The organism is Ewingella sp. CoE-038-23 (genome assembly GCF_040419245.1).
In the GTDB taxonomy this organism is placed as follows: Bacteria; Pseudomonadota; Gammaproteobacteria; order Enterobacterales; family Enterobacteriaceae; genus Ewingella; species Ewingella allii.
Genome location: NZ_JAZHOH010000004.1, coordinates 40,614 through 64,675, shown reverse-complemented (window position 1 = coordinate 64,675; position 24,062 = coordinate 40,614). Strand labels below are relative to the sequence as shown.

General features: G+C 55.5%; 22 protein-coding genes. 8 read left to right on the top strand and 14 right to left on the bottom strand.

Annotated features, from left to right (window positions below):
• The first annotated feature begins 93 nt into the window (after positions 1 to 93).
• The 4 genes from V2154_RS24480 to glpQ all read left to right on the top strand — a co-directional run bounded on the left by V2154_RS24480 (position 94) and on the right by glpQ (position 4,395).
• Entirely contained in the window at positions 94 to 765 is a 672-nt protein-coding gene (locus tag V2154_RS24480) for a 7-cyano-7-deazaguanine/7-aminomethyl-7-deazaguanine transporter (protein ID WP_034794831.1), read from the top strand.
• A gap of 232 nt (positions 766 to 997) precedes the next feature.
• On the top strand, positions 998 to 1,561 hold the full coding sequence (locus V2154_RS24475) for a DcrB family lipoprotein (protein ID WP_353504390.1): 564 nt from the start codon (positions 998 to 1,000) through the stop codon (positions 1,559 to 1,561).
• A gap of 395 nt (positions 1,562 to 1,956) precedes the next feature.
• Entirely contained in the window at positions 1,957 to 3,309 is a 1,353-nt protein-coding gene (gene glpT, locus V2154_RS24470) for a glycerol-3-phosphate transporter (RefSeq protein WP_353504389.1), read from the top strand.
• Positions 3,310 to 3,312: 3 nt separating this feature from the next.
• Positions 3,313 to 4,395 (top strand): glycerophosphodiester phosphodiesterase, encoded by a 1,083-nt coding sequence (gene glpQ, locus V2154_RS24465; protein WP_034794827.1) that lies wholly within the window; start codon positions 3,313 to 3,315, stop codon positions 4,393 to 4,395.
• A 67-nt stretch (positions 4,396 to 4,462) separates the two neighbouring features.
• On the opposite strand, the gene yigL is transcribed toward glpQ, so the two are convergent.
• Together yigL and pldB are read right to left on the bottom strand one after the other, a co-directional pair.
• Positions 4,463 to 5,272 carry a sugar/pyridoxal phosphate phosphatase YigL gene (yigL, locus tag V2154_RS24460; protein WP_034794824.1) on the bottom strand — a complete coding sequence of 270 codons (810 nt, stop codon included), beginning with the start codon at positions 5,270 to 5,272 and terminating at the stop codon, positions 4,463 to 4,465.
• Between the two features lie 51 nt (positions 5,273 to 5,323).
• Positions 5,324 to 6,313, bottom strand: a complete 990-nt coding sequence (pldB, locus tag V2154_RS24455; protein WP_353504388.1) for a lysophospholipase L2 — start codon at positions 6,311 to 6,313, stop codon at positions 5,324 to 5,326.
• Positions 6,314 to 6,418: 105 nt separating this feature from the next.
• Between pldB and rhtB the strand changes: the two genes are divergently transcribed.
• The gene (gene rhtB / locus V2154_RS24450; RefSeq protein ID WP_034794819.1) at positions 6,419 to 7,039 is read left to right on the top strand and encodes a homoserine/homoserine lactone efflux protein; all 621 of its coding nucleotides are present in this window, start codon (positions 6,419 to 6,421) and stop codon (positions 7,037 to 7,039) included.
• Between the two features lie 63 nt (positions 7,040 to 7,102).
• Here the strand turns inward: rhtB and rhtC are convergent, their stop codons facing one another.
• The 3 genes from rhtC to pldA form a co-directional block, all read right to left on the bottom strand.
• Positions 7,103 to 7,732, bottom strand: coding sequence for a threonine export protein RhtC (gene rhtC / locus V2154_RS24445; RefSeq protein ID WP_034794816.1), 630 nt, complete (start codon positions 7,730 to 7,732; stop codon positions 7,103 to 7,105).
• A 40-nt stretch (positions 7,733 to 7,772) separates the two neighbouring features.
• On the bottom strand, positions 7,773 to 9,605 hold the full coding sequence (gene recQ, locus V2154_RS24440; protein ID WP_353504387.1) for an ATP-dependent DNA helicase RecQ: 1,833 nt from the start codon (positions 9,603 to 9,605) through the stop codon (positions 7,773 to 7,775).
• 123 nt (positions 9,606 to 9,728) lie between these two features.
• Entirely contained in the window at positions 9,729 to 10,607 is an 879-nt protein-coding gene (gene pldA, locus V2154_RS24435; protein WP_034794811.1) for a phospholipase A, read from the bottom strand.
• 248 nt (positions 10,608 to 10,855) lie between these two features.
• Here pldA and V2154_RS24430 point away from each other — a divergent pair, with 248 nt between their 5' ends.
• Together V2154_RS24430 and rarD are read left to right on the top strand one after the other, a co-directional pair.
• Positions 10,856 to 11,335 carry a thioesterase family protein gene (locus V2154_RS24430; RefSeq protein WP_100935225.1) on the top strand — a complete coding sequence of 160 codons (480 nt, stop codon included), beginning with the start codon at positions 10,856 to 10,858 and terminating at the stop codon, positions 11,333 to 11,335.
• A gap of 81 nt (positions 11,336 to 11,416) precedes the next feature.
• On the top strand, positions 11,417 to 12,304 hold the full coding sequence (gene rarD, locus V2154_RS24425) for an EamA family transporter RarD (RefSeq protein ID WP_353504386.1): 888 nt from the start codon (positions 11,417 to 11,419) through the stop codon (positions 12,302 to 12,304).
• Here rarD and V2154_RS24420 read toward each other — a convergent pair.
• Entirely contained in the window at positions 12,293 to 13,354 is a 1,062-nt protein-coding gene (locus V2154_RS24420) for an AbrB family transcriptional regulator (RefSeq protein ID WP_353504433.1), read from the bottom strand. The genes rarD and V2154_RS24420 overlap by 12 nt on opposite strands.
• A gap of 142 nt (positions 13,355 to 13,496) precedes the next feature.
• Complete coding sequence (corA, locus tag V2154_RS24415) at positions 13,497 to 14,453, bottom strand: magnesium/cobalt transporter CorA (protein ID WP_034794805.1); 957 nt, start codon at positions 14,451 to 14,453, stop codon at positions 13,497 to 13,499.
• A gap of 429 nt (positions 14,454 to 14,882) precedes the next feature.
• Here corA and V2154_RS24410 point away from each other — a divergent pair, with 429 nt between their 5' ends.
• On the top strand, positions 14,883 to 15,359 hold the full coding sequence (locus V2154_RS24410; RefSeq protein WP_353504385.1) for a WbuC family cupin fold metalloprotein: 477 nt from the start codon (positions 14,883 to 14,885) through the stop codon (positions 15,357 to 15,359).
• Positions 15,360 to 15,481: 122 nt separating this feature from the next.
• Here the strand turns inward: V2154_RS24410 and uvrD are convergent, their stop codons facing one another.
• From uvrD to V2154_RS24375, 7 genes are all read right to left on the bottom strand, one after another.
• Complete coding sequence (gene uvrD, locus V2154_RS24405) at positions 15,482 to 17,647, bottom strand: DNA helicase II (RefSeq protein WP_353504384.1); 2,166 nt, start codon at positions 17,645 to 17,647, stop codon at positions 15,482 to 15,484.
• Between the two features lie 78 nt (positions 17,648 to 17,725).
• Positions 17,726 to 18,442: a 5-amino-6-(5-phospho-D-ribitylamino)uracil phosphatase YigB gene (gene yigB / locus V2154_RS24400; protein WP_353504383.1), complete on the bottom strand. Its 717-nt coding sequence runs from the start codon at positions 18,440 to 18,442 to the stop codon at positions 17,726 to 17,728.
• Positions 18,442 to 19,356, bottom strand: coding sequence for a tyrosine recombinase XerC (gene xerC, locus V2154_RS24395; RefSeq protein ID WP_353504382.1), 915 nt, complete (start codon positions 19,354 to 19,356; stop codon positions 18,442 to 18,444). Before xerC ends, yigB begins: the two co-directional genes overlap by 1 nt.
• Complete coding sequence (locus V2154_RS24390; protein ID WP_353504381.1) at positions 19,353 to 20,057, bottom strand: DUF484 domain-containing protein; 705 nt, start codon at positions 20,055 to 20,057, stop codon at positions 19,353 to 19,355. Before V2154_RS24390 ends, xerC begins: the two co-directional genes overlap by 4 nt.
• The gene (gene dapF, locus V2154_RS24385) at positions 20,054 to 20,878 is read right to left on the bottom strand and encodes a diaminopimelate epimerase (protein WP_185688847.1); all 825 of its coding nucleotides are present in this window, start codon (positions 20,876 to 20,878) and stop codon (positions 20,054 to 20,056) included. The genes V2154_RS24390 and dapF overlap by 4 nt, the downstream gene beginning before the upstream one ends.
• A gap of 102 nt (positions 20,879 to 20,980) precedes the next feature.
• Positions 20,981 to 21,184: an LPS translocon maturation chaperone LptM gene (lptM, locus tag V2154_RS24380; RefSeq protein ID WP_353504380.1), complete on the bottom strand. Its 204-nt coding sequence runs from the start codon at positions 21,182 to 21,184 to the stop codon at positions 20,981 to 20,983.
• Positions 21,185 to 21,320: 136 nt separating this feature from the next.
• Positions 21,321 to 23,879, bottom strand: a complete 2,559-nt coding sequence (locus tag V2154_RS24375) for a class I adenylate cyclase (RefSeq protein WP_353504379.1) — start codon at positions 23,877 to 23,879, stop codon at positions 21,321 to 21,323.
• Positions 23,880 to 24,062: the final 183 nt, after the last annotated feature.

The window sequence follows — 24,062 nt, the reverse complement described above, 5'->3', positions numbered from 1 at the left end:
GGTTCCCTCACCCCAATCAACCACACTCGACATCATGCGTTGTCGCCCAAAGGCGTCAGCGAGCAGGTGAAGGGTATAAAAAGGCCACAATCTATGTATTCGTTCACTGAGCAACAGCGCTTTAATGCGTTGATATGGCTATCTTTATTCCATATCGCCATCATCACTTCCAGTAACTATTTGGTACAGCTGCCGGTTTCTGCTTTCGGCCTGCACACCACCTGGGGTGCTTTCACTTTTCCGTTCATCTTTCTGGCAACCGACCTGACCGTGCGTATTTTTGGCGCGCCGCTGGCTCGACGCATTATTTTGTCGGTCATGATGCCCGCGCTGGTGATCTCCTATGTGATTTCCGCCCTATTCTTTGAAGCACAGTGGCAAGGGTTTGAAGCCCTGAGCAGCGTCAACATCATGGTTGCCCGTATCGCCACCGCCAGCTTTATGGCCTACGTGCTGGGGCAGATCCTCGACGTGCACGTCTTCAACCGCCTGCGCCAAATGCGCCGCTGGTGGATTGCGCCCGCCGCCGCCATGTTCTTGGGCAACATCAGCGACACTCTGTCTTTCTTCTTCATCGCCTTCTACAAAAGCAGCAATGCATTTATGGCCGACCACTGGGTGGAGATCGCCATGGTGGATTACGCCTTCAAAGTGCTGATCTGTCTGGTGTTCTTCTTGCCGATGTACGGCGTGCTGCTCAATATGCTGCTCAAACGCCTGTCGCAGAGCGGCCATGACGCGCGATTTCCACTGAGTTCACACTAATCGCAGGCGACTCAAGGTTTTTAGCTAAAGTCATTGACGTTGTAGCAAGGCAGCAAACGAGAGAATTCCGATGAGCTGACTTAAGTCAGTGATTCGGATGAAAGAGTGCAGCTAACGCGGCTACAACTTCAAGGACGAAAGATAAATCTGACTTGCATTTGTTTACTGGATGAGTTGCCATAGATGCAGTTAAATCAAGAATCTATGGCGCGTTAAAATCAAAGGATGCCTTATGCGTAACTTAGTGAAATTTGCAGGAATGGCGGTGCTGATTGCCGGCCTGGCGGCATGTGATGGAAATACCAGTGACAAAGCGGCGGCCGATAAAGGCGCACCTGCGGCGGCGGCCAGCACCACGGTGCCAGTAAGCCTGCTCGACGGCAAAGTGACTTTCGCCTTGCCACAGGGAATGAGTGATCAGAGCGGCAAGCTCGGCAGTCAGGCCAACAATATGCACGTTTACGCTGATAAAACCGGCCAAAAAGCGGTGATCGTTATTCTTGGCGATAACACCACTGAGTCACTGGAAGTGCTGGCAACCCGCCTGCAAGACCAGCAGCGCGCGCGTGATACCAACCTGCAAGTGGTGACCAATAAGTCGATTCAGGTCAACGGGCAGACGTTGCAGCAGTACGACAGCATCATCTCTTCAGCAGGTCAGCAAGCCTACTCTTCCATCATTTTGGGCAAAGTAGATAACCACCTGCTGACGATTCAAATCTCACTGCCAGCCGATAATCAACAGCAGGCGCAAACTGCCGCTGAAGCCATTATCAATACGCTTAAAGTGCAGTAAGTCAGATTGCGAATTGCCAGAGCGGGGCTTATTGCCCCGCTTTTTACTTTCCAGCTCCCGAGTTCCTGTCACCCCTCTTCACACTAAAACACTACCCTCTTTATGGACTTATTCGCGCAAAAACGAATAAAACCGCGCCACGGTGATTTTCTGCGCAACATAAAAACCAAAAATGTGATCTCTGTCCGGTAAAATGGGCTATTACGTATTTCCAATTGTTAATCAATCCCGCAAAATCCGCCTCCTGTTTCATAAAACTGTAACAATTCTGTCATCTATCACAGTTCGCATACGCGCATATCGCTAGCATGGCGTTCGTTATAGAACATGAAAGGTTCAGTTTTATCGCCAGTCGCTCACGAGAGTGGCTCTGATCTATGCCATTGGAGGCGTTTATGCTCAGTATCTTTAAGCCCGCAGCCCATAAGGCTCCCGTGGCAGACGACCATGTTGATCCCCTGTACCGCCGCCTGCGCTGGCAGATCTTCATGGGGATTTTCTTCGGCTACGCCGCCTACTATCTGGTGCGCAAAAACTTTGCGCTGGCGATGCCTTACCTGATTGATCAAGGTTTCAGCCGTGGCGACCTCGGCTTTGCCCTGTCCGGCATCTCCATCGCCTACGGTATTTCGAAATTCCTCATGGGTTCGGTTTCTGACCGTTCCAACCCTCGCGTTTTCCTGCCAGCGGGCCTGATACTGGCGGCGGCGGTGATGCTGTTCATGGGCTTCGTGCCGTGGGCGACCTCCAGCATCGCCATTATGTTTGTCCTGCTGTTCCTTTGCGGATGGTTCCAGGGCATGGGCTGGCCGCCGTGCGGGCGCACCATGGTTCACTGGTGGTCGCAGAAAGAGCGCGGGCAGATTGTGTCGGTGTGGAACTGCGCGCATAACGTCGGTGGCGGTATCCCTCCGCTGCTGTTCCTGCTGGGTATGGCGTGGTTTAACGATTGGAAAGCCGCGCTGTATATGCCAGCTTTCGCGGCTATCGCGCTGGCGGTGTTCGCCTTCATCACCATGCGAGACACCCCGCAATCCTGCGGCCTGCCGCCGATTGAAGAGTACAAAAACGACTACCCGCCGGACTACGACAAAGAGAAGTCCGAGGAAGAGCTGACCACCAAGCAGATCTTCATGCAGTACATCTTGCCGAACAAGCTGCTGTGGTATATCGCCCTCGCCAACGTGTTCGTTTACCTGCTGCGCTACGGCATCCTCGACTGGTCACCGACCTATCTGAAGGAAGTGAAGCACTTCGCGCTGGATAAGTCCTCCTGGGCTTACTTCCTCTACGAATATGCTGGGATTCCGGGCACCCTGCTGTGCGGCTGGATGTCGGACAAAGTGTTTAAAGGCAACCGTGGCGCCACCGGCGTGTTCTTCATGGTGCTGGTGACGATCGCCACCGTGGTGTACTGGCTGAACCCGGTGGGCAATCCGGGCATCGACATGGTCTGTATGATCACCATCGGCTTCCTGATTTACGGCCCGGTAATGCTGATTGGCCTGCACGCGCTGGAACTGGCACCGAAGAAAGCAGCGGGTACCGCGGCGGGCTTCACCGGCCTGTTTGGTTATCTGGGGGGTTCGGTGGCGGCGAGTGCCATCGTTGGCTATACCGTTGACTACTTCGGCTGGGATGGCGGCTTTATCGTGATGATTGGCGGCTGCGTGCTGGCGGTTATCCTGTTGATTATGACTATGTTGAGCGAGAACAAACACAAAGCAAACCTAGCAAAAGGAGCATAACGGATGAACCGTTTAACTAAGATAGTAAAAGGCACCCTGTTGGCGAGTTTGATTGCCACGTCTTGTTACGCCAGCGCAGCCGAGCCGATTGTTATCGCGCATCGCGGTGCCAGCGGCTATCTGCCGGAACATACCCTGCCAGCGAAAGCCATGGCTTACGCACAGGGCGCTAACTTCCTTGAGCAGGATTTGGTGATGACCAAAGACGACCAGCTGGTCGTCTTACATGACCACTATTTGGATCGCGTCACTGATGTCGCCCAGCGCTTCCCGAACCGTGCGCGTAAAGATGGCCGCTACTACGCCATCGACTTCACGCTGGCGGAAATCAAATCGCTGAAATTCACCGAAGGCTTTGATATTAAAGACGGTAAGCAGGTGCAAACCTATCCGGGGCGTTTCCCGATGGGCAAGTCTGATTTCCGCGTCCACACCTTCCAGGAAGAGATTGAATTCGTTCAGGGTCTGAACCATTCAACCGGCAAAAACGTCGGGATTTACACCGAGATCAAAGCGCCGTGGTTCCACCGTCAGGAAGGCAAGGACATCTCCGCCAAGGTGCTGGAAGTGCTCAAACAGTACGGCTACACCAGCAAAAGCAGCAATGTCTATCTGCAATGCTTCGACCCGAACGAGCTGAAACGCATTAAGAATGAGCTTGAGCCGAAAATGGGGATGGACCTGAAGCTGGTTCAGCTGATTGCCTACACCAAGTGGGATGAGACGCAGGAGCAGAAAGACGGCAAGTGGGTGAACTACAACTACGATTGGATGTTCAAGCCGGGCGCCATGAAGAAGATTGCCGAGTACGCCGACGGTATCGGGCCTGACTACCACATGCTGGTGGAAACCGACTCCACGCCGGACAACGTGAAGCTGACGCCAATGACGGCGGAAGCGCACGCCAGCAACATGGTGGTGCATCCGTTTACCGTTCGCGCCGACGATCTGCCGAAGTACGCCAAAAACGTCGACTCGCTGTATAAGATCCTTTATCAGCAAGCCCATGTAGACGGCCTGTTCACTGACTTCCCGGACAAAGCGGTGAGTTATTTAGAACACCAGCAGACTCAGCCACAGCAGTAAAACGCCATTAAAAAGCGGGCAAGGTTTTCACCTTGCCCGCTTTTTTTTTGCTTTCGTAGAGCCGAATTTACGCTGGTTCGGACAGATACATTTTGCGCAGATAGTGCGGCACGGCGTCATCGGCGTTGGAGCCAATGATTTCAGCATCCGGCATTGCGGCTTTCAGGCGCGGCAGTGAACCACTCATCAGGCAGCCTTTGCCGGACATGGTCAGCATTTCCAAGTCATTCAAGCCATCGCCAAAGGCGATACAGTCTTGCAGCGAATACCCCATCAGCTTAGAAACCTGCTCCAGCGCGTGGCCCTTAGAGACGCCTCCCGCCATCACTTCCAGACAGGTCGGCAGCGAGAAGCTGACGTTCACGCGGTCGCCCCAGCGAGCATTGATCGCCTCTTCCAACGGCAGCAACTCTTCGTGACTGTCGCAGGTGAAATAGACTTTGCAGATGCCGTCAGTTTCCAGCAGGCCAGGCTGATAGAGCTTGTATTTGAAGACCGACTCGCGGAAGAACTGGTCCTGATCGTCGCGATCGTGGTTCATAAACCACTCGTCGTTGCGATACACGTTAGTCAGGATATTTGGATTGTCATGAACGATGCCGAACAGGTCCCCGGCGATGTCTTCGTCCAGATTGTGCGAGAAGATCAGCTCGCCTTCGGTATTGTGCACCCGCGCACCGTTGGAGGTGATCATGTAGGCGCTGATCTCAAGGTTGTCGCGGATTTGCGCCACGTCGATATGGTGACGGCCAGTGGCAAAGACGAAGTGCACGCCGCGCTGGGTCAACATCTTCAGCGTCTCTTTGGCATACGGGCTTAGAGTGTGGTCGGGTGACAGCAGTGTGCCATCTAAATCGGAAGCAACAACATGATACATAACGGTAAATTCTAACCTCAGATGGAGTTGTGCGCGGCAGTCCGCCGCGAGTTAATGCCGCGCATAAAAGCGCATAATGGCATCGAGCGCCTTTGCCCGCAGGTCGTCCCGTTCAAACAGGATCTCGTGGCGCGCGCCTTCAATGACCAAGGGTCCATCCCCTTCACAGGGGTGCCCCGCCACGGCCATTGCCTGACAAAAAGCAAGATGCGACCGGTTATCCACAACCCGGTCTTCGCTTGCCTGTAATAATAGCAGGGGCGTGGTGATATTTTCGGCTTGTTGCAGAATATGCATCCCCGCCTCGATACCTTCCTTCACCCAGTGATAAGTTGGCCCGCCCACCTGTAGCTCGGGGTAGTCGGCGTAAAAACGCAGATTACGGCGATAACGTTCCCGGCTGTGGGTTAAGCGATTCACCACAAACGGCAGCGGCCGCCAGTGGCCGGTGCCCATCGCATAGCCGTCACGGCGCAGCGGTCGGCGCTCGGCCCAGTGGAGGATGCGGCGCGATATCCAGCCCGGAATGGGCAGATAAATCCCGGTCATCGGCGCACAGAGCGCGGCGGCGTCAAAGGTTTGCGGATACTTGGCGAGGAACAGCGCGGCAATCGCGCCCCCCATCGAATGGGCCAAAATGTACTTTTTACTGTAGTGGCGCGGAGCAATTTCACGCTGGTAAAGCTGGTGAAAATCTTCAATATAATCATCGAAATGCTGCACGTGCCCGCGATGCCGGTCATCCAGCATTCGCCCGGAGCGCCCCTGCCCACGGTGATCGACAATAATCACGTCGAAGCCGCACTGGAACAGGTCATAGGCCAGCTCGGGGTACTTTACGTAACTTTCAATACGGCCGGGTGACACCAAAATGATGTTGTCATTACCGATGGCGCTAAAGCGAACATAGCGGATAGGCACGTCGTCCACGCCGGCAAATTCACCTTCTTGGCGCTCGCGCCAGAAATCAAGCAACGGACCCGTAGCAAAGGCAGAAAATTCCTTCTCTCGCGTTAACCACTTTGCAAAATTCGATGCCATGAAATGGTTCCAGAACCCCGTTACAGGAAGGTGAATTAAGTTAATTGTCCGTTTTTAGACAATAGCGTATTGTGCCATACAATGGTCTGTTCAGGGAGTCGCTCGATGACGTTGCACTGGTGGTTAACCTATCTTCTTACCACAATCATTCTCAGTCTTTCCCCCGGCGCGGGTGCGATAAACACCATGAGCACCGGTATTAGTCACGGCTATCGTGGGTCGGTGTTCTCGATTGCCGGCCAGCAAATCGGCTTGGCCTGCCATATTGTGGTGGTTGGCGTCGGCTTGGGCACGCTGGTTTCGCAGTCGGTCATGGCATTTGAAGTGCTGAAGTGGTTCGGCGCGGCTTATCTGATCTGGCTGGGTATCGGCCAATGGCGAGCGGCGGGCGCGGTAGACCTCAATGCCATGGCGAAAACGCTGTCGCCGAATCGGCTATTCAAACGGGCTGTATTTGTGAATCTGACCAACCCGAAAAGCATCGTGTTTCTTGCCGCGCTCTTCCCGCAGTTCATCCTGCCAGAAGCGCCACAGGCGGGTCAGTACATGGTGCTGGGCGTGACAACCATTGTGGTGGATATCATCGTCATGAGCGGCTACGCCATGCTCGCAACCCATATCTCGGGCTGGATTAAGTCCGCCAAACAGATGAAATTGCTTAACCGTATCTTCGGTTCGCTGTTTATCTTAGTCGCGGTGTTGTTGGCGAGTGCAAGAAAAGCCTAGTTAGCACAAAGCATTAGGCAAAATGCGCGCAGTCAGTTGGCTGCGCGCAGGCAAGATGAAATCTTATCGAGAAATAATCAGGTGGATGCCGAAACCGGTGAACAGCACGCCCGCCACGCCATCAATCCACTTCGCTAAACGCTGATAACCACGGCGCATCACAGGCATTGCAAACACCATCGCCACCACGGAGAACCAAGCAAAGGTCTCGGCGATGATCAGGATAAACAGCCCCCAGCGCTCGCCACTTCCCACGTCATCACCCACAAACAGCGAGAACACGCTGCCGAAGTAAATCACGGCTTTCGGGTTAGACAGATTGGTCAGGAAACCGCGCATAAAGGTGCGGCCACGCGCGGGAAGCTGCACCGGTTTTTCTGCCTCGGCTTCCACGCCAGCCTGCTTCTTAGCGCGGGCAGATTTCAGCAGCTGCCACCCCATCCAGCACAGGTAAATGCCGCCGCCGATGGTGATGACGTCATGCAGCCACGCCATTTTCTGCAAAATCAAATGCAGGCCCATCAAGGCAACACCGGCCCACACCACGATGCCGAGTGAAATCCCCACCACGCCCATCATCGCCTCTTTACGAGAACGGCTGGCGGCAGTTTGGGAAACGAAAAAAAAGTCAGGGCCTGGGCTCATTAACGCAATCAGATGCACCATCGCCACGGTCAAAAACAGAATTAACATAGCTCGTACTCAGTGTGGAAAAATAAAGAAAGAGCCCCGATCACTCGTCGCCATTATCAATGTGATCGCGAATCATCGCCATAAATGGTCTGCCAAACTTCTCGAGCTTGCGCTGGCCGACGCCGGTGATATCCAGCAGGTCGCTTGGGCTGACCGGTAACTGCTCGGCCATCTCCAGCAGGGTGGTGTCATTGAAGACCACGTAAGGCGGCACGTTATTTTCATCGGCCAGGGTTTTACGCAGCTTGCGCAATTTGGCGAAAAGCTTGCGGTCGTAATTTCCGCCATAGGTTTTCTGGCTGTTGCTGCTTTTGATTTTCAGCGTCTGAATTCGCGGCACCGCCAGTTGCAGAGCCACTTCACCACGCAGCACCGGGCGCGCAGCCTCAGTGAGTTGCAAAGCAGAGTGCATGGCGATGTTCTGCATGATCATGCCGAGATGAATCAGTTGGCGCACCACGCTGGTCCAGTGCTCGTTGCTCTGTTCTTTGCCGATGCCGTAAACCGTCAGCTTGTCGTGCCCATACTCGCGAATTCGTTGGTTATTTGCGCCGCGCAGCACTTCAACCACATAGCCCAAGCCAAAGCGTTGGCCGACGCGCGCCACCACTGAGAGCGCCTTTTGCGCGTCCAGCAAGCCGTCATAGCGTTTTGGCGGATCAAGGCAGACATCGCAGTTGCCGCAGGCGTTCTGCTTGCCTTCGCCAAAGTAGTTGAGCAGCACCAGGCGCCGACAGGTCTGAGCTTCGGCAAAGGCATTCATCGCATTGAGCTTGTGGCGCTCGACGTCCTGCTGCGGCCCGGCTGGCTTTTCATCCAGACAGCGACGCAGCCAGGCCATGTCGGCCGGGTCATACAGTAAAACGGCTTCTGCGGGCAGGCCATCACGCCCAGCACGGCCGGTTTCTTGATAATAGGATTCGATATTGCGCGGAATGTCGAAATGGACCACGAAACGCACGTTGGGTTTGTTAATCCCCATGCCGAACGCCACGGTCGCCACCACGATTTGCAAGTCATCGCGCTGGAAGGCTTCCTGCACATTGCCACGGGTTTCATTGTCCAAACCGGCGTGATAGGCCCCGACGCTCAAGCCACGGCTTTGCAGACGTGCGGCGGTGTCTTCGACTTTCGCCCGGCTATTGCAGTAGATAATGCCACTTTTGCCGCGCTGGTCTTGCACGAAGCGCAGCAGCTGGTCCAGCGGCTTGAACTTCTCCACCAAAGTATAGCGAATGTTAGGACGGTCGAAGCTGCTAACCTGAATCAGCGGGTCGTTGAGTTCCAGCAGGCGAGCGATGTCGCTGCGGGTGGCTTCGTCGGCGGTGGCGGTCAGCGCAATCACCGGCAGCTGCGGATAACGCAGCTTAAGCTGGCCCAGCGCGCGGTATTCCGGGCGGAAATCGTGGCCCCATTGGGAGATACAGTGCGCTTCGTCCACGGCGAGCATCGCCGGATTCCACTGCTGTAGCTGCTCCATAAAGTCGCCCATCATCAGGCGCTCAGGGGCGATATAGAGCATTTTGATGCGGCCAGTGCGGCAGCCGGCCATCACGTCCATCTGCTGTTCGCGGGTTTGCGTCGAGTTGAGGCAACCGGCTTCAACCCCGGCGGCCATCAGTTGGTCGACCTGATCCTTCATCAGCGAGATGAGGGGAGAGACCACCAGCGTCAGGCCGTCCATCACCAGCGCGGGAATTTGATAGCACAGTGACTTACCGCCACCCGTGGGCATCACCACCAGACAGTCTCGTCCGGAGATAGCCGCATTGATGATGGTCTGCTGACCCGGTCGGAATTGCTGATAACCGAAGGTATCGCGTAATACCTGCTGTGCCAGCTCTTCTTTGTTTATCACTGCCGCCGTAGACACTCAATTCCCCAACTGTTCAAACCGCCCGGCGCCTAAAGAGACACCGAGAATGTACACTTATCATTACCCTAAATCCTGCGAGTCGCCTTAGGGCAACCTGTAGCTTGAAGTATGACGGGTAAATTACATAATGTCGTTCAGCATAATACCAACACCGACGCGAGTCTGCTTGTAGTTGTAATCAATCAATGACTCGCCGTAGCCGCTGAAGACTTTGGTATAGAAGCGCATGTGCTTGGTGATCGGGTAGCTTACGCCCACGTCAGCGCCGCCGTAGCCGGTGTTCCAGTTGTAACGACTCTCAACGCTAATGACGCTCTCGCCCAGCGCGTAGCCCACTTTCAGACGGTAGTAACCCATGTATTTGGTGATGTCCGGGTTGTCATCGTTTTTGTCGCTTTCGGGAATGCGATACCAAGGCTTGAGATCTAACTGCCAGTTACCATTTTGTGCCATCCAGCGCGCATACACGCGGTTCCAGCTGCGCGAGGTCGGGTCTGAGCGGCCGTTGGAGTCATGATTTACACCATACTCGGCTTCGCGCAGGGTCCAGCCCATAAACTGATAATCTGTCGCCCAGGCGATAAAAATTTGCGGCTCATAGTTGGTTTCACGGAAAGGGGAAGATTCCGCACGGTTAGAAAGCTGCCAGAACGATTTTTGCGTGTAAGACGCGCCGAGCAGGGAGTTATCACCGGCAATGCCGCGCCAAATCGGGAAACCGAGGCTAAGTTGGAACTCAACTTCATCATGGCGAGCATTGTCTGCCCAGTCATAAGACTTAATGGCGTCTTTATTGATGCTGCTGGTGTCGGTGTAAACTAAATAGTTGGTGTCGTAAGGATAAAGCGTAAAAGGGTTATCGTGCTCTTGCAGTAAGTTGGCGATAACGCTGCCACGAACGCTAGGTTTATCGTGCACTTCCTGAATTGTCGCTTCTGCCGCATAGCCCAACGCAGGCATTACCATCAAGGTTGCCCCAACAGCCCAATTTTTACGCATTATGTCTCCACTCAAAAGTAGGTGCCGGTAAACGGCTTTGATTTTATAGAGTTATCTCTTGCCTGCCCGCTGGCGGCTTCCTATCCTGGCCCCAGAAGGCGAAGCTATTCTACACAAAAACTTACAATGGCTGAGGATTGATTAGATTTAGCACTTACCGTATGGAAATCAATGATACCAAGGCCTAAAATCTACAATCTATTAACATTCAAACCGGTATTCACCGCGACACCCTTCAGGAAATTGTCATGTCCGCATCTCTTAGCCACGAGGCTGCTCGCCAGCTCATTGGCGAAATTTTCGTTTACGATATGCCGTTTAACCGCGAGCTGGGCCTTGAACTCAAACATCTTGACGGGGACAGCGCCGAGCTGACCTTCACCAATCAGACGCGTTTAGTCGGCAACGCCGCGCAGAAAATCCTCCACGGCGGCGTGATTGCCTCGGTGCTGGACGTGGCCGCCGGATTGGTGTGCGTGACCAGCTCACTCATTCGCCGCGATAAGCCAGACCACCCGCTGTTGGAAGACGAAATGCGCCAGCGCCTGTCGAAAATGGGCACCATTGATCTGCGCGTCGACTACCTGCGTCCGGGGCGTGGCGAGGTGTTTACTGCCAGCGCCAAGCTGATTCGCGCGGGCAATAAAGTCTCGGTCGCACGCGTGGATTTGCACAGCGACAGCGGCGTTCACATCGCCACCGCCAACGCCACCTATCTGGTCGGCTAAATCACAGCCTGAACATATCCTAAACCCGCGGCGGCAAGATTCAGTTAGACTTGTCGCCTCACTTTCGTTTCGAGCATGAACATGGACGCACAGCGCACCCGACAGGGCATTATTTTCGCCTTCGTCGCTTATTTCATCTGGGGGATCGCCCCGGTCTATTTCAAGTTAATCCATCAAGTTCCGCCGCCGGAGATCCTGACTCACCGGGTTATCTGGTCGTTCTTCTTTATGCTGGCCCTGCTCTCTCTGAGCCGCAGTTGGGGAGACGTCTGCCGCGTGGCGAAAAAGCCCAAAACCCTGATGCTCCTGCTGGCGACTGCGCTATTAATCGGCAGTAACTGGCTGATTTATATCTGGGCCATCAATAACAATCACCTGCTGGAAGCGAGCCTCGGCTACTTTATCAACCCATTGGTGAATGTGGTGCTCGGCATGCTGTTTTTGCGAGAGCGATTCCGAAGAATGCAGTGGGTGGCGGTGCTGCTGGCCCTGATTGGGGTGCTGATTCAGGTGTGGGTGTTTGGCTCGGTGCCGGTGATTGGTCTGGCGCTGTCGATGACCTTCGCCTTCTACGGCCTGCTGCGCAAGAAGATGGGGGTGGACGCGCAAACCGGCATGTTGATTGAAACGCTTTGGCTGCTGCCGGTGGCGGCTATTTACCTGTTCCTGCTGGCGGACAGCGCCACCAGCCACCTGACGGCCAACGCGTGGTCGCTGAACCTGATGCTTATCTCGGCGGGCATCATTACCACTATCCCGCTGCTGTTCTTCACCGCGGCCACCACGCGCCTGAAGCTCTCCACGCTGGGCTTCTTCCAATACCTTGCTCCGACCTTGATGTTCCTGCTGGCGATTTTCTACGGCGAGCAGGTCACGGCGTCCATGATGATCACCTTCGGCTTTATCTGGGCCGGGCTGGCATGCTTCATCGCCGACGCCCTCTACACCCAGCGTCGGTTAAGGCGCTGAGGAAGCAGGCTTGGCGCTGCGCGAGATAAACCTCGCCATCGCCGGGCCAGTGACAATGATGGTCAGCAGGCGCAAGGTCTGCATGGCCATCACGAAGCCCAAATTAACGTTACTCCCCGCCGCGATAATCGTCACGGTGTCCAGCCCGCCGGGGCTGGTTGCCAGATAGGCCGTCAGCATATCCACGTGCAGCACTTTGGTCAGCAGCCACGCCATCGCGCCACAGAGCACCATCAAGCCAATGATTGAAGCAATCATCTGCGGCAGCGTGCGTAACGCCAGTTTGAAAATCGGACGGGTGAAGCGCAAACCGACGCTCCAGCCAATCAGCGTGTAGGCAATCGCCAGTAGCCATTCAGGCACTTGCAGCGTCATGGTGCCGGTTGAGTGCAACACCGCGCCGACGAAGGCTGGCAGCAGCAGCGCGCCGGAGGGAATGCGCAAGCGCGGCCCCAGCCAGACGCCCGCCAGCGCCAGCAGCAGCGTTACGCCAAAGCGCCAGTCAATCGGCGGAAACCAGACCACTGCGGCGGCGGCCGAGGCGCTGTCTCCGAGGCTCATGCGCGCCACAAAGGCGGCGGCCGTGGCGACAAACAGCACGCGCAGATATTGCATGAAAGCCACTAAACGCACGTCTGCGCCGAAATCTCCCGCCATGGCAACCATCGCGCTGGCCCCGCCCGGCGATGAGCCCCAGGCACCCGTCGGCCCCGGCAAATTACTGAATTTCACCAGCAGCCAGCCCGACAGCCCACTGGCCATCAGCGTGGCGATCAGCACCAGCAGCACCATCGGCCAGTCATTGAGCAAGGGAGGAATAATCGAGGGAGAGAGGCTTTGGGCGATCATACAGCCCAGAATGCCCTGTGCGATTTTGAAGAAGATCGGCGCAATTCGCACCGTGGCTCCCAGCAAACCCATCAGAACGCCGATAATCATCGGGCCGAGCAGCAAGGCGGCAGGCACGTGGAAAGCCTGAAAAATAAAGCCGAGGATCAGCGAGGAGATCACCAGCAGCGTCCACTGGCCCCAGGGAGCAATCTTTTCCATCAACATGGTTTGAATCTACATCGGCATAAGCGGAGGCATAGTTTTAGCATAAAAACTATTAACAGAATTAGAACATCTGCGGGAAAAAGGGGATTTTCGCGGGAGGCAAACCGCCAGCCCCGAGAGGCTGGCTGATAAAAACTTACAGCCAGTTTTTACGTTTGAAGTACAGGTAAGGCGCGAGTCCGGCCAGAATCATCAAGCTGATAGCGCCCGGATAGCCGAAGCTCCACTTCAATTCCGGCATGAACTCGAAGTTCATCCCGTAGCTTGATGCCACCAGCGTTGGCGGCAGGAACACCACCGAGACCACCGAGAAGATTTTTATGATGCGGTTCTGCTCGATATTGATAAAGCCCATCGCCGCCTGCATCAAGAAGTTGACCTTCTGGAACAGGGATTCGTTATGCGGCAGCAGGGATTCGATATCGCGCAATACTTCGCGCGCCTGCTCCAGCTGACCTGCTGGCAGACGAGCCTTGCGCACCAGGAAGTTTAGCGCACGCTGGGTATCCATCAGACAGAGGCGAACTTTCCAGCCCACGTCTTCCAGCTCCGCCAAGGTAGAGAGCGCGGCGTCATATTCGTCGCCCTGATGCCCTTCCATGATAACCCGGCTAAGTTTTTCTAGATCGCTGTAGATGTTTTCGATTTCATCCGCCAGCTGTTCGATTTTGGTTTCGAACAGGTCCAGCAGCAGCTCATAGGCGTTGCCGTCGCCAAGCTTTTGATTTCTGGCGCGCATGCGGTACAGGCGAAACGCGGGCAGTTCACGCTCGCGCAGGGTGTAGAGACGCCCTTCGCGAATAGTAAACGCCACGGTGCTGTTGCCCGCGTGGTCTTCGGCATCTTCGAAATAGAAAAAGGAGTGAATATGCAGGCCGTCTTCATCTTCGAAGAAACGGGCCGATGCTTCGATATCGTCCAGCTCTGGACGGGTCGCCAGGCTTTGGCCTAGCTCACATTGAACGCGCTCACGCTCTTGCTCATCGGGTTCAATCAGGTCAACCCATAACGACGTTTTCAGGTCGTCTGGCTCGCCTTCTTCCAGTTCCAAACGGGATAAGCGGCTGTTTTCTAACTTAAAAGCACTCAGCATGTGTCCGTTCTCCCTAAGGTGACAGGTGTGGACAACGCATTGAAGCACAGAAAAATACGGGGGTTGAAAGTCACCAGTACGTTTCAGACCAAATTCAGATCCGACTCACAGCGACAGACGGGGGTCGCCGACAACCACTAAGGCTATCAGCATTGAGGATAGCCTTAGAAGTGGTACCTTAAGAACAGGTTATCGAGCCAGTATCTACTGGGTGTGTCCAAGGCGCAGTTCCTCATTGATATTCGTGCGCGCATGTTACGCCGAGAAGAAAAACAGTGTCAACAAAGAACAAAACGAATTTTGCAACATTTAGGCATAATTTTCTCAGCGCCCTAACGCCCCTCACAGGCTTATGTGATGCCCGCTTTTTGGCTACACTCGGGCAACTCTTTTTCGTGCTTCACCGCCACTCGCGGTACAGGAATTCCGATGATTAAACAGATTAGCCAAGACACCCTGTGTGACTTGATCACCAAGGCGACCAACTCCCCGCGCCTGCGTCAGAACCTTAACATTCATCCTGCACCGGAAGACGAGGTTCAGCGTCTGGCCATCGCCATGGAGCCGGGCACTTACGTGCGCATCCATCGCCACCCGCACACCTGGGAGCTGCTGACCCCGCTGCGTGGCCGTTTCTTGGTGCTGACCTATGACGAATCAGGCAAAGTCGCCGACCGCCTGTGGCTCGGCGGTGAGACTCGCCTGCTGGAGATCCCCGCCAATACGTGGCACAGCGTCCTGTCTCTGGATGAAGGCGGCGTGATTTTTGAAGTGAAGCACGGCGCCTATCAGCCGGTCACCGAAGAAGATTACCTGCCGGGCTCCGCGCCAGAAGGCGACGAGCGCGTCAAAGCGACACTGGAATGGTATGCGAATGCCGAAATTGGGGATGTGTTTGCTGTCTAGTCTGCCACAGAGTAAGCGTTAACGGCGCAGCAAGGTTGAGTTCGGCCAGCGCGGAGACACCGGAATGGACACAGAGGCCATGAGGATGTCGAACACTGCCCGAACTCAAGATTGCCGGTAAGTTAGCTTACTGCCTCTAACCTTGCGTAGGCCGCAACCAGCCACTTGATCCCTTCGCCGGGGAACGCGACCTGCAAGCGGCTGTGCTCGCCGCTGCCTTCCATGTTAACGATAGTGCCTTCGCCGAATTTCGGGTGCATTACGCGCTGGCCGAGTTTAAAGCCGGTATCGCTGGTGCTGACCGGCGTTCCCATGCGTTTATGGCTGACCGGGCGCGACACGCTGGCGCGCAGGCGGACTTCCTCGACGCAGTTTTCTGGCAGTTCGCCCACAAAGCGCGAAGGCCGGTGGAACACCTCTTTGCCGTACAGACGGCGCGTTTCGGCGTAAGTCAGCGTCAGCTTTTGCATGGCGCGGGTTACGCCGACATAGGCCAGACGGCGCTCTTCTTCCAGACGGCCGCCCTCGTCGAGCGACATCTGGCTTGGGAACATGCCCTCTTCCATGCCGACGATAAACACCTGCGGGAACTCCAGACCTTTTGCCGAGTGCAGCGTCATCAGCTGCGTGGCGTCCTGATTGGCATCGGCCTGCCCCTCACCGGCTTCCAGCGCGGCGTGGGAGAGGAATGCCTGCAGCGGCATCAGGTCCTGATCTTCATCCTGATAGCTGAACTGGCGCGTCGCCGTCACCAGTTCCTCAAGGTTTTCAATTCGCGCCTGGCCTTTCTCGCCCTTCTCCTGCTCATACATCATGAACAGGCCGGAATCTTTAATCACGCGGTCCGTCTGCACGTGCAGCGGCATATCGGCAGTTTCATGGGCCAGTGCGTCAACCAGTTCGCAGAAACGTTGTAATGACGCCGCGGCGCGGCCCGCCAGCACTTTCTCTTGCAGCAGCACGCGGGTGGATTGCCACATGGTCAGCTGTCGGTCACGGGCAGTCTGGCGCACCACGTCCAGCGTGCGATCGCCAATGCCGCGCGTCGGCGTGTTGACCACGCGCTCAAAGGCGGCGTCGTCATTGCGGTTGGCCATCAGGCGCAGATAGGCCAGCGCATCTTTGATTTCCTGACGCTCGAAGAATCGCTGCCCGCCGTAAATGCGGTAAGGCATGGCCATTTGCAGTAAAGCCTCTTCCAGCACGCGCGACTGGGCGTTGCTGCGATAGAGGATGGCGCAGTCTTTCAGCGCGCCGCCGTTGTCCTGCCACGTCTTGATACGGTTGACCACGAAGCGCGCTTCATCCAGCTCGTTAAAGGCGCAATAGAGAGAAATCGGCTCGCCCTCTGGGTCTTCGGTCCACAGATTTTTGCCCATTCGCCCGCTGTTGTTGGCGATCAGGGTGTTGGCCGCGGTCAGAATGTTGCTGGTGGAGCGATAGTTCTGCTCAAGGCGGATGGTGTGCGCGTTCGGGAAATCTTTCAGGAAACGCTGAATGTTTTCGACCTGAGCGCCGCGCCAGCCGTAGATTGACTGGTCATCATCGCCAACGATCATCACATTGTTGTTATTGCCTGCCAGCAGGCGGATCCAGGCATATTGAATGCCGTTGGTGTCCTGAAACTCGTCCACCATCAGGTTGGTAAAACGTTCGCGGTAGTGCTGAAGAATGTGCGGCTTGTTGAGCCACAGCTCGTGGGCGCGCAGCAGCAGCTCGGCGAAGTCCACCAGCCCGGCGCGGTCACAGGCCTCTTGATAAGCTTGATAGATGCGCAGCCAAGTGGCTTCCACCGGATTGTTGTACGTCTCGACGTGCTGCGGGCGCAAACCTTCGTCTTTTTTGGCGTTGATGTACCACATCGCCTGACGCGGCGGCCACTGTTTATCGTCAATATTCAATGCTTTAACGATGCGTTTCAACAGGCGCAGCTGGTCATCGCTGTCGAGGATTTGGAAGTCCTGCGGCAGATTGGCGTCCAGATGGTGGGCGCGCAGCAGGCGATGCGCCAGACCGTGGAAGGTGCCGATCCACATACCGCCCTGACTGGTGCCAATCAGCTGATCGATACGATGGCGCATCTCCGCCGCCGCTTTGTTGGTAAAAGTCACCGCCATGATGGAGTACGGCGAGCAGTTCTCTACCGACAAAAGCCAGGCAATGCGGTGTACCAGCACGCGGGTCTTGCCGCTGCCCGCTCCCGCCAGCACCAACAGATTGCTGCGCGGCGCGGCCACGGCTTCACGTTGTTTTTCATTTAAGCTGTCGAGCAGGTCAGAAACGTCCATAGGCACCGTAGGTCTGGATGAGAAAAGCATCCACGGGGGACGCTTTTCTACTGTGAATTTATACAGAGAATGAGGGGATTATAGCAATGCTGTCAGCGATGCCAACTGCGAAATCTCAATGTGGGGTAGCAGGCGGGCATCTTTGACCTGCATCAGGTTGCCTTCGCGCAGGTTTATCCAGCAGGCCTGCATGCCGCAGCTTACTGAACCGGCGACATCGGTGGTCAGGTCATCGCCGACGTGCAGGAACTGCTCAAGGGGGATGCCGAGCTTCTCAGACGCCGTTTGATACATGTCGACATAAGGCTTGGCACGCCCGTCCGGGCCACCGCGCAGGGTGAACTGGAAGTATTGCGACAGGCCACAGGCATCAGGATCGGCATTGCCATTGGTGATCGCCACCAGCGGCCAGCGTTTGGCTAAGGCCGCCAGCGCATCGTGGTTTTCCTGCGGAACGGTGATTTGACTGCGCCAATGGGCGAAGTTTTCCATCGCCGCATAGGAGCCTTCGCTGGCCTCGTTTTCGTTTAAGCCAGAACGCTTCATGGCGTGAAATACCGCCTGACGCCGCCACTCGGTAACATCGTGATAAATCTCGCCGTCCTGCTCCAGCAGCTCGGCGCGCACTTCGCGGATAAACTCGCTTTGCAGATTCGCCAGCGCGGGGTGATAGCCCTGAATAAATTTCAATGTTTCGACATCGGTGCGACGGATAACCGGATAATTGTCATAAAGCGTATCGTCTAAATCGAAGCTGATCGCCTCAATCCGGTTAAGCGGACGGTAAAACTTCATCAGGTTTTTCCTCGTTTAGCGCGTGGATGTGCGGCATCGTACACCGACGCCAGATGTTGGAAGTCGAGATGGGTATAGATTTGGGTGGTCGATAAATTCGCGTGGCCCAGCAGCTCCTGCACGGCGCGCAGATCCCCACTCGACTCCAGAACGTGCGTCGCAAAGGAGTGGCGCAGCTTGTGCGGATGAATATGGCTATTCACTCCCTGCTTAACGCCCCACTCGGCAAATCGCTTTTGTACATTGCGCGCCGAGATACGCTTGCCCTGGCTCGACAGGAATAAGGCGTCATCTTCCGGCCCAAACAGGTCGCGCAGCTCCAGCCAGTGCTCAATCCACGTCACCGCAGTGCGGCCTATCGGCACTTTGCGCTCTTTGCTGCCTTTCCCCACCACCCACACTTCGCCCGAGGCCAAATCCAGATGGCGCGTATTGACGCCAACCATTTCAGACAGACGCAGCCCCGCGCCGTACATCACTTCCAGCATGGCGCGATCGCGCACCGACAGCGGGTCGTTGAGGTCGATATCCAGCAATTTATTTACTTCATCGACGTCGATATTTTTCGGCAGATGCTTAGGCGCGCGCGGCGTGGCAATGCCTTTCGCCGGGTTGGCAGGCAAAACGCCTTGAAACACTAACCAATCGAGGAAGCTGCGCAGCGCCGACATGCGCAGAGCCAAACTGGCAGCGCCAAGCCCGGCGCGTTTGCTGCGAGCTAATAACATGCGGACTTTGGGGGCATCCAACTGCTGCCAGTTGGCGATATTAATTTCACTTGCCATAGCCACCAGCGTTTCGAGCTGGCGTCCGTAGCTGGTTGAGGTGAGCGGACTGAGCTGGCGCTCAACCCGCAGATAACGCAAAAAAGCCTCGACTGCGGTATTCAGCGGCGAGTCAGTTTGCTGGCTCATGCCCGTTCTATCCAGCGTTCCAGCAAGCCCGGCAGCATTCGCGCTAACTGGTTGAGCATCACTGTGCCCATCCCCGGCTGATAATGTTGCGGGTCGCGGCTGCTGAAAATTAGCATGCCTAGCTCGCCTTGTTCCCCCATCAGGGAGAGCGCCACGGAGCCGACGGCTTTGGCCTGCGGCAATACCAGCAGCAACTCGGGGCCATTCAGGCTGCCGAGGAAGTGGTGGGTATCGCCAAGGCGTTGAATACGCAGAGATTCAAAGGCGCTGCGGCTGAGCGCTAAATGGGTGAAGTCCGACGGCGCGCCAATGCGCCAGCTTTCGCTAAACAGACGCACATTGGCACCGGCGAGGCCCAGCCCGCGCGCCCAGCGTTGCAGGCGATTGAGCATATCTTGCAGACTGGTGGCCGCCGCGAGGGTGGCCTGCAGATCGATTAAGCGCCCGAACAGGGCTTCGTTTACCGAAGCCTGCTCCATCAATAAAGTGATCTCTTCTTCCAGTTGGCCGATGTGATGACGCTGACGCCCCAACTGCCATTCCACCAGGGAAACGCTGCCTTTAACCGGGTGCGGCACGTGCATCTGCTCGACGCTGCGCGCGTTACGGATAAAGAAATCGGGGTTTTGTAGCAAATACTGCATCACGCTTTCATCGTCTAGCTCGATGGCGGCGTCTAACTGGTCGTCAAGATTGTTCATAGATGAATAAATCCGTCGTATACGTGGGTGGCTGGCCCGGTCATATAAAGTGGATGACCCGGTCCTTTCCAGCGAATGTCGAGGCTGCCTCCCGGCAGTTCCACCTGAACTTCTTCAGCAAGTATGCCCTGCTGAATGCCGACGGCAACTGCCGCACAGGCGCCACTGCCGCAGGCCTGAGTTTCACCCGCGCCGCGCTCATAGACGCGCAGTTTGACCGAGTTTCGGTCAACCACCTGCATAAAGCCGACGTTCACGCGCTCAGGAAAACGCTCGTGGCTTTCCAGCAGCGGGCCTAGCAGCTCAACGCTTGCCGTGGTGACATCTTCGACCTGCAACACGCAGTGCGGGTTGCCCATCGAGACCACGCCGCAGAATACCGTATGTTCTTCAGCGCGAAGAATATAGGTCTTTTCCTGCTTAGGCGCGCGGAACGGCACCTGCTGAGGTTCAAAAATCGGCTCGCCCATATTCACTTGTACCAGTTCGTCCTCGGTGACGGTTAATACCATACGACCGGTTTGCGTACTGACGCGAATATCACGTTTATTGGTTAAGCCTTTGATACGAACAAAGCGGGCAAAGCAGCGCGCGCCGTTACCACACTGGGCAACTTCGCTGCCATCCGCATTGAAAATACGGTAATGGAAATCCAGTTCGGGATCGTAAGGTGGCTCAACCACCAGCAGTTGGTCAAAGCCAACACCGCGAAAACGATCGGACAGACGACGGATCAATTCTGGAGAGAAATAAACATTTTGAGTGACGGCATCGACGACCATAAAGTCGTTGCCCAGGCCGTGCATTTTGGAGAACTGCATATTTTACTCCGCTTACCGCTGGTCAAATCCAGTCGCAATGATCCCTTAATCTACTGTGTTTTCCGCTAAAAATCTTACCGGAAGCGCAATATGTTCACGCCGTTAGTCGCGCGTTCTAGTGCCGAGCTTTTCTGGTGAAACGCCATTTTCTTGTGATGAACCATCGCCCGGCGTGCCTTTGACCTGACCGTTTTTATTGGTCGTCGAGCCATCGGCTGGCGGGAAATAGAGTGGGCCTTTTAGACCACAACCAGAGAGCGAAAAGAGTAATGTCGCGGCCAAAGACCAGCGTAAAGCGTTTTTCATTTTATGAATGCCTGTAATTCATGCGACCAAGCTCTCTATAATCGCAGGTGGATCATGAAAAGCAATAGGAATGACGATTTCGGGCCGCAGGTTTTAGTCGTTTGCTGCGAAGAAAGCCTATCTCCAACGGGAGAGATTAATGCAGCTGGAAGCGTTGGGGCACTTTTGCCGATTCAGGCGCGTTGTCGCCCACGGTGGCGCAAAGATGAGACAGCGGGTTGTTGCGGAACGGGATCACCTGCGTGCGGTCATCAAGCGAAACAATCTGATAGAACTGCGGCAAGTTGAAATTGATAAAGCTCGAACCATAGGTAAAGCGGTCGTGGGAGGACGAGTAGAAGCGGCTCACGTCACGCACCAAATCCTCTTTACTGCCTTCACAGTGGTGGTAAACCTCAACGCGGTTGGCTTCATCCAGTATATAGATGTTGAAGCCCACCTCATCATTCCCCTCTTCAAAGAAGAACTGGATGATACCTTCGCTGGCATAGCCATCAATCACCGCCGGAAGGTGCGCCTGGTCGGTCTGCACTTTGACAGACAGGCCGTGCAGTTTGTTATTGGAAATCGCGCCGTAGAACTCAATGGCGTTTTCCAGCTTCTGCACCGACACGCTCAGGCGTTCGAAGAATAATCCCCAGGTCTGGCCGGAAACGCGCACGGCTTTGAAACGGCCCGGCTCGAGGCGTTTGCTCGACAGGCGCAGCTCGATGCACTCAGACACCAGTTGCTGAATACGGGTGCGAATCAAACCGCGCAGATGCTGGCTGTAGCAGAACACTTCCACCGATTCCGGCGGCGCGGCGTCCTGATGCATTTTGCCCAGAATGGTTTTCAGCGCTTCCAGCACCGCCTGCTCGCCGCTGAAATGCAGAGTACGCACTTCATTCCACGAGTTACGGTAAAGCAGGTCAATACTGCCCACCAGACACTGCTGTTGCTGGCCGAAGCTGAAAACGTCCAGCTTGCGGAAGTCGAAATGCACCACCTGATTGCGGAAGGCCGCGGTCGGGTCATGCTCAAGGTTGACGATGATCGCCAGATGGCGGATTTCACACGGGCTATAGAGCGCTTTTGGCGTCGGAGCAGGCAAACGCAGCGGGAAGTGGTGCGCCACGTCGGCCACCAGTTCACGTAACTTGGCGATATCGCACAAGTTGCCGCTCTTAATGTGCAGACGCGTGGTCGGCGTCAGCAGACCGTTGAAGTAGGCCCAGGCCACCAACTTGTTCAGATAACGGTTATATTCCAGCGGCTGATGGCTGACGATAGATTCCATCGACGGCGACTGGTTATACAGATACCAACCCGCGCGGTTCGCACGGCCAATTGGCACGTGGATGAAGGTCAGGTCGCTTTCTGATAAGTCAGGGGAGATCTGCGGGTTAACCAGCGTCACCTTGCCCGGCAGGGCTTCAAAAGCGGCGTACAACTTACGGGTCAGCACGCCGATATCCTGCGGGCTGGCGCTGACGCTTAAGTTGTTGCGGCGAGCGAAACGAATCAGGTTACGGTAGCTCTGCATCATGGCGTCGAGGAGCTCGTTATGTGCTTCGCGGACGCGCTCGATTTTCCAATTTGCGCGGTTATCCAGAATCGCCAGACGCTCTTCGCTCCAACCCCACTCGCTGACCAGTTGGGTCAGGATTTCGCGACGCCAGCCCACGGAAGCGCGGGAGCGCGACAGCTTTTCGCACACTTTTAAGTAGAAGCAGCGGCGGACTAAATCGAGGCGAGTAGTGTCTTCAATCTGGGTGAGGTAGCGGGTTACGCGGTCGAGCATCATGCAGTAGGAGTCGAGGCCGAAACAGACGATTTCGCCCTGATGCAGACGCTGTTTGATGTCCATCGCCAGCAGCTGGGTATTCGGGTACTCCCACGAATAGGCTTCCAGCAGCAGGGTTTTCAGCACCGCTTTGTACGGCGAATCGATACTTTTATAGAGCTGCCACAGGCTGGCACCGAAATACTCTTCGGCAGACAGCGTGCTCAGGCCGCCGAGATCCAGCCATTCGTTTGGCGTCAGCGCGCCCTGCGCGTATAGCGACAGGACGTACTCGTCGTAATGCCCCTCTTCCTCGCCCGGCACCATATTCCACAGAATACGTTTCCCAGCCAGACGCACGGCAGTACGATAGAATTCATCGAGCAGTAAAATGTGCTGGGTCGAACCACAGTCTTCGCCGCCAAGGCTGCCACTTTCATTGTGGCGGAAGCGGTTCTCGTCGATCAGGAAGAAGCTCAGTTCCACGCCCAGCGAAGCGGCCCATTTTTCCAATAGGCTGCATTTTTCCTGCAGGCGGTTGCGCTCTTCGTTGTCGAGCCAGGATTGGTGACACACCCAGATATCTAAGTCTGAGTTGTGACTTTGACCAATGGAGGAGGTGCTACCCATGGAGTAAACGCCGGTGATCGGCAGTTCGCCCTTGGCCATCTCATCAAGCGGGCTTCCCCATTTCTCTTGAAGATCAGCAAGATAGTCGTTTTGAGTATCATCAGGCGTGAAAATGCAGACGCCGTGAGGAACCTTACCCTCAAGGTATCCCGGCATCAAAGGATGATGGTGATGTAGTAAAACTGGCAGAAGACTGTAGACCTGTTGGAAAGCCGGCCCCATAGCCGCTAAGGCGCGATCTACGCGAAGTTGGTTGATCGCATCCAATCTCTGCTTCAATGTCTCGATATACAAGTACAAGACTTTTTCGCCTGATTTTCCAGTGTCTCGAAATAACCCCGTTCCAAAGCCGTCATTTGTCGAAAAGCAGAATTAGTTGACGGATAAATGCTGGAAACGTGATCAATTTAACACCTTGCCGATTGACCGTAAAGGAAGTAACGCACCACAATTATTCTTCTGCTACTATGCATTTTACTTCTT

What these genes read in the sequence shown, in the direction of transcription:
- V2154_RS24480 (WP_034794831.1), top strand. Translation starts at nt 94, where the DNA reads ATGTATTCGTTCACTGAGCAACAGCGCTTTAATGCGTTGATATGGCTA.
- glpT (WP_353504389.1), top strand. Translation starts at nt 1,957, where the DNA reads ATGCTCAGTATCTTTAAGCCCGCAGCCCATAAGGCTCCCGTGGCAGAC.
- xerC (WP_353504382.1), bottom strand. Translation starts at nt 19,356, where the DNA reads ATGAGCCAGCAAACTGACTCGCCGCTGAATACCGCAGTCGAGGCTTTT.
- corA (WP_034794805.1), bottom strand. Translation starts at nt 14,453, where the DNA reads ATGCTGAGTGCTTTTAAGTTAGAAAACAGCCGCTTATCCCGTTTGGAA.
- V2154_RS24475 (WP_353504390.1), top strand. Translation starts at nt 998, where the DNA reads ATGCGTAACTTAGTGAAATTTGCAGGAATGGCGGTGCTGATTGCCGGC.
- V2154_RS24430 (WP_100935225.1), top strand. Translation starts at nt 10,856, where the DNA reads ATGTCCGCATCTCTTAGCCACGAGGCTGCTCGCCAGCTCATTGGCGAA.
- V2154_RS24390 (WP_353504381.1), bottom strand. Translation starts at nt 20,057, where the DNA reads ATGAACAATCTTGACGACCAGTTAGACGCCGCCATCGAGCTAGACGAT.
- yigB (WP_353504383.1), bottom strand. Translation starts at nt 18,442, where the DNA reads ATGAAGTTTTACCGTCCGCTTAACCGGATTGAGGCGATCAGCTTCGAT.
- rhtC (WP_034794816.1), bottom strand. Translation starts at nt 7,732, where the DNA reads ATGTTAATTCTGTTTTTGACCGTGGCGATGGTGCATCTGATTGCGTTA.
- yigL (WP_034794824.1), bottom strand. Translation starts at nt 5,272, where the DNA reads ATGTATCATGTTGTTGCTTCCGATTTAGATGGCACACTGCTGTCACCC.
- uvrD (WP_353504384.1), bottom strand. Translation starts at nt 17,647, where the DNA reads ATGGACGTTTCTGACCTGCTCGACAGCTTAAATGAAAAACAACGTGAA.
- rarD (WP_353504386.1), top strand. Translation starts at nt 11,417, where the DNA reads ATGGACGCACAGCGCACCCGACAGGGCATTATTTTCGCCTTCGTCGCT.
- lptM (WP_353504380.1), bottom strand. Translation starts at nt 21,184, where the DNA reads ATGAAAAACGCTTTACGCTGGTCTTTGGCCGCGACATTACTCTTTTCG.
- pldA (WP_034794811.1), bottom strand. Translation starts at nt 10,607, where the DNA reads ATGCGTAAAAATTGGGCTGTTGGGGCAACCTTGATGGTAATGCCTGCG.
- dapF (WP_185688847.1), bottom strand. Translation starts at nt 20,878, where the DNA reads ATGCAGTTCTCCAAAATGCACGGCCTGGGCAACGACTTTATGGTCGTC.
- V2154_RS24420 (WP_353504433.1), bottom strand. Translation starts at nt 13,354, where the DNA reads ATGGAAAAGATTGCTCCCTGGGGCCAGTGGACGCTGCTGGTGATCTCC.
- pldB (WP_353504388.1), bottom strand. Translation starts at nt 6,313, where the DNA reads ATGGCATCGAATTTTGCAAAGTGGTTAACGCGAGAGAAGGAATTTTCT.
- V2154_RS24410 (WP_353504385.1), top strand. Translation starts at nt 14,883, where the DNA reads ATGATTAAACAGATTAGCCAAGACACCCTGTGTGACTTGATCACCAAG.
- rhtB (WP_034794819.1), top strand. Translation starts at nt 6,419, where the DNA reads ATGACGTTGCACTGGTGGTTAACCTATCTTCTTACCACAATCATTCTC.
- glpQ (WP_034794827.1), top strand. Translation starts at nt 3,313, where the DNA reads ATGAACCGTTTAACTAAGATAGTAAAAGGCACCCTGTTGGCGAGTTTG.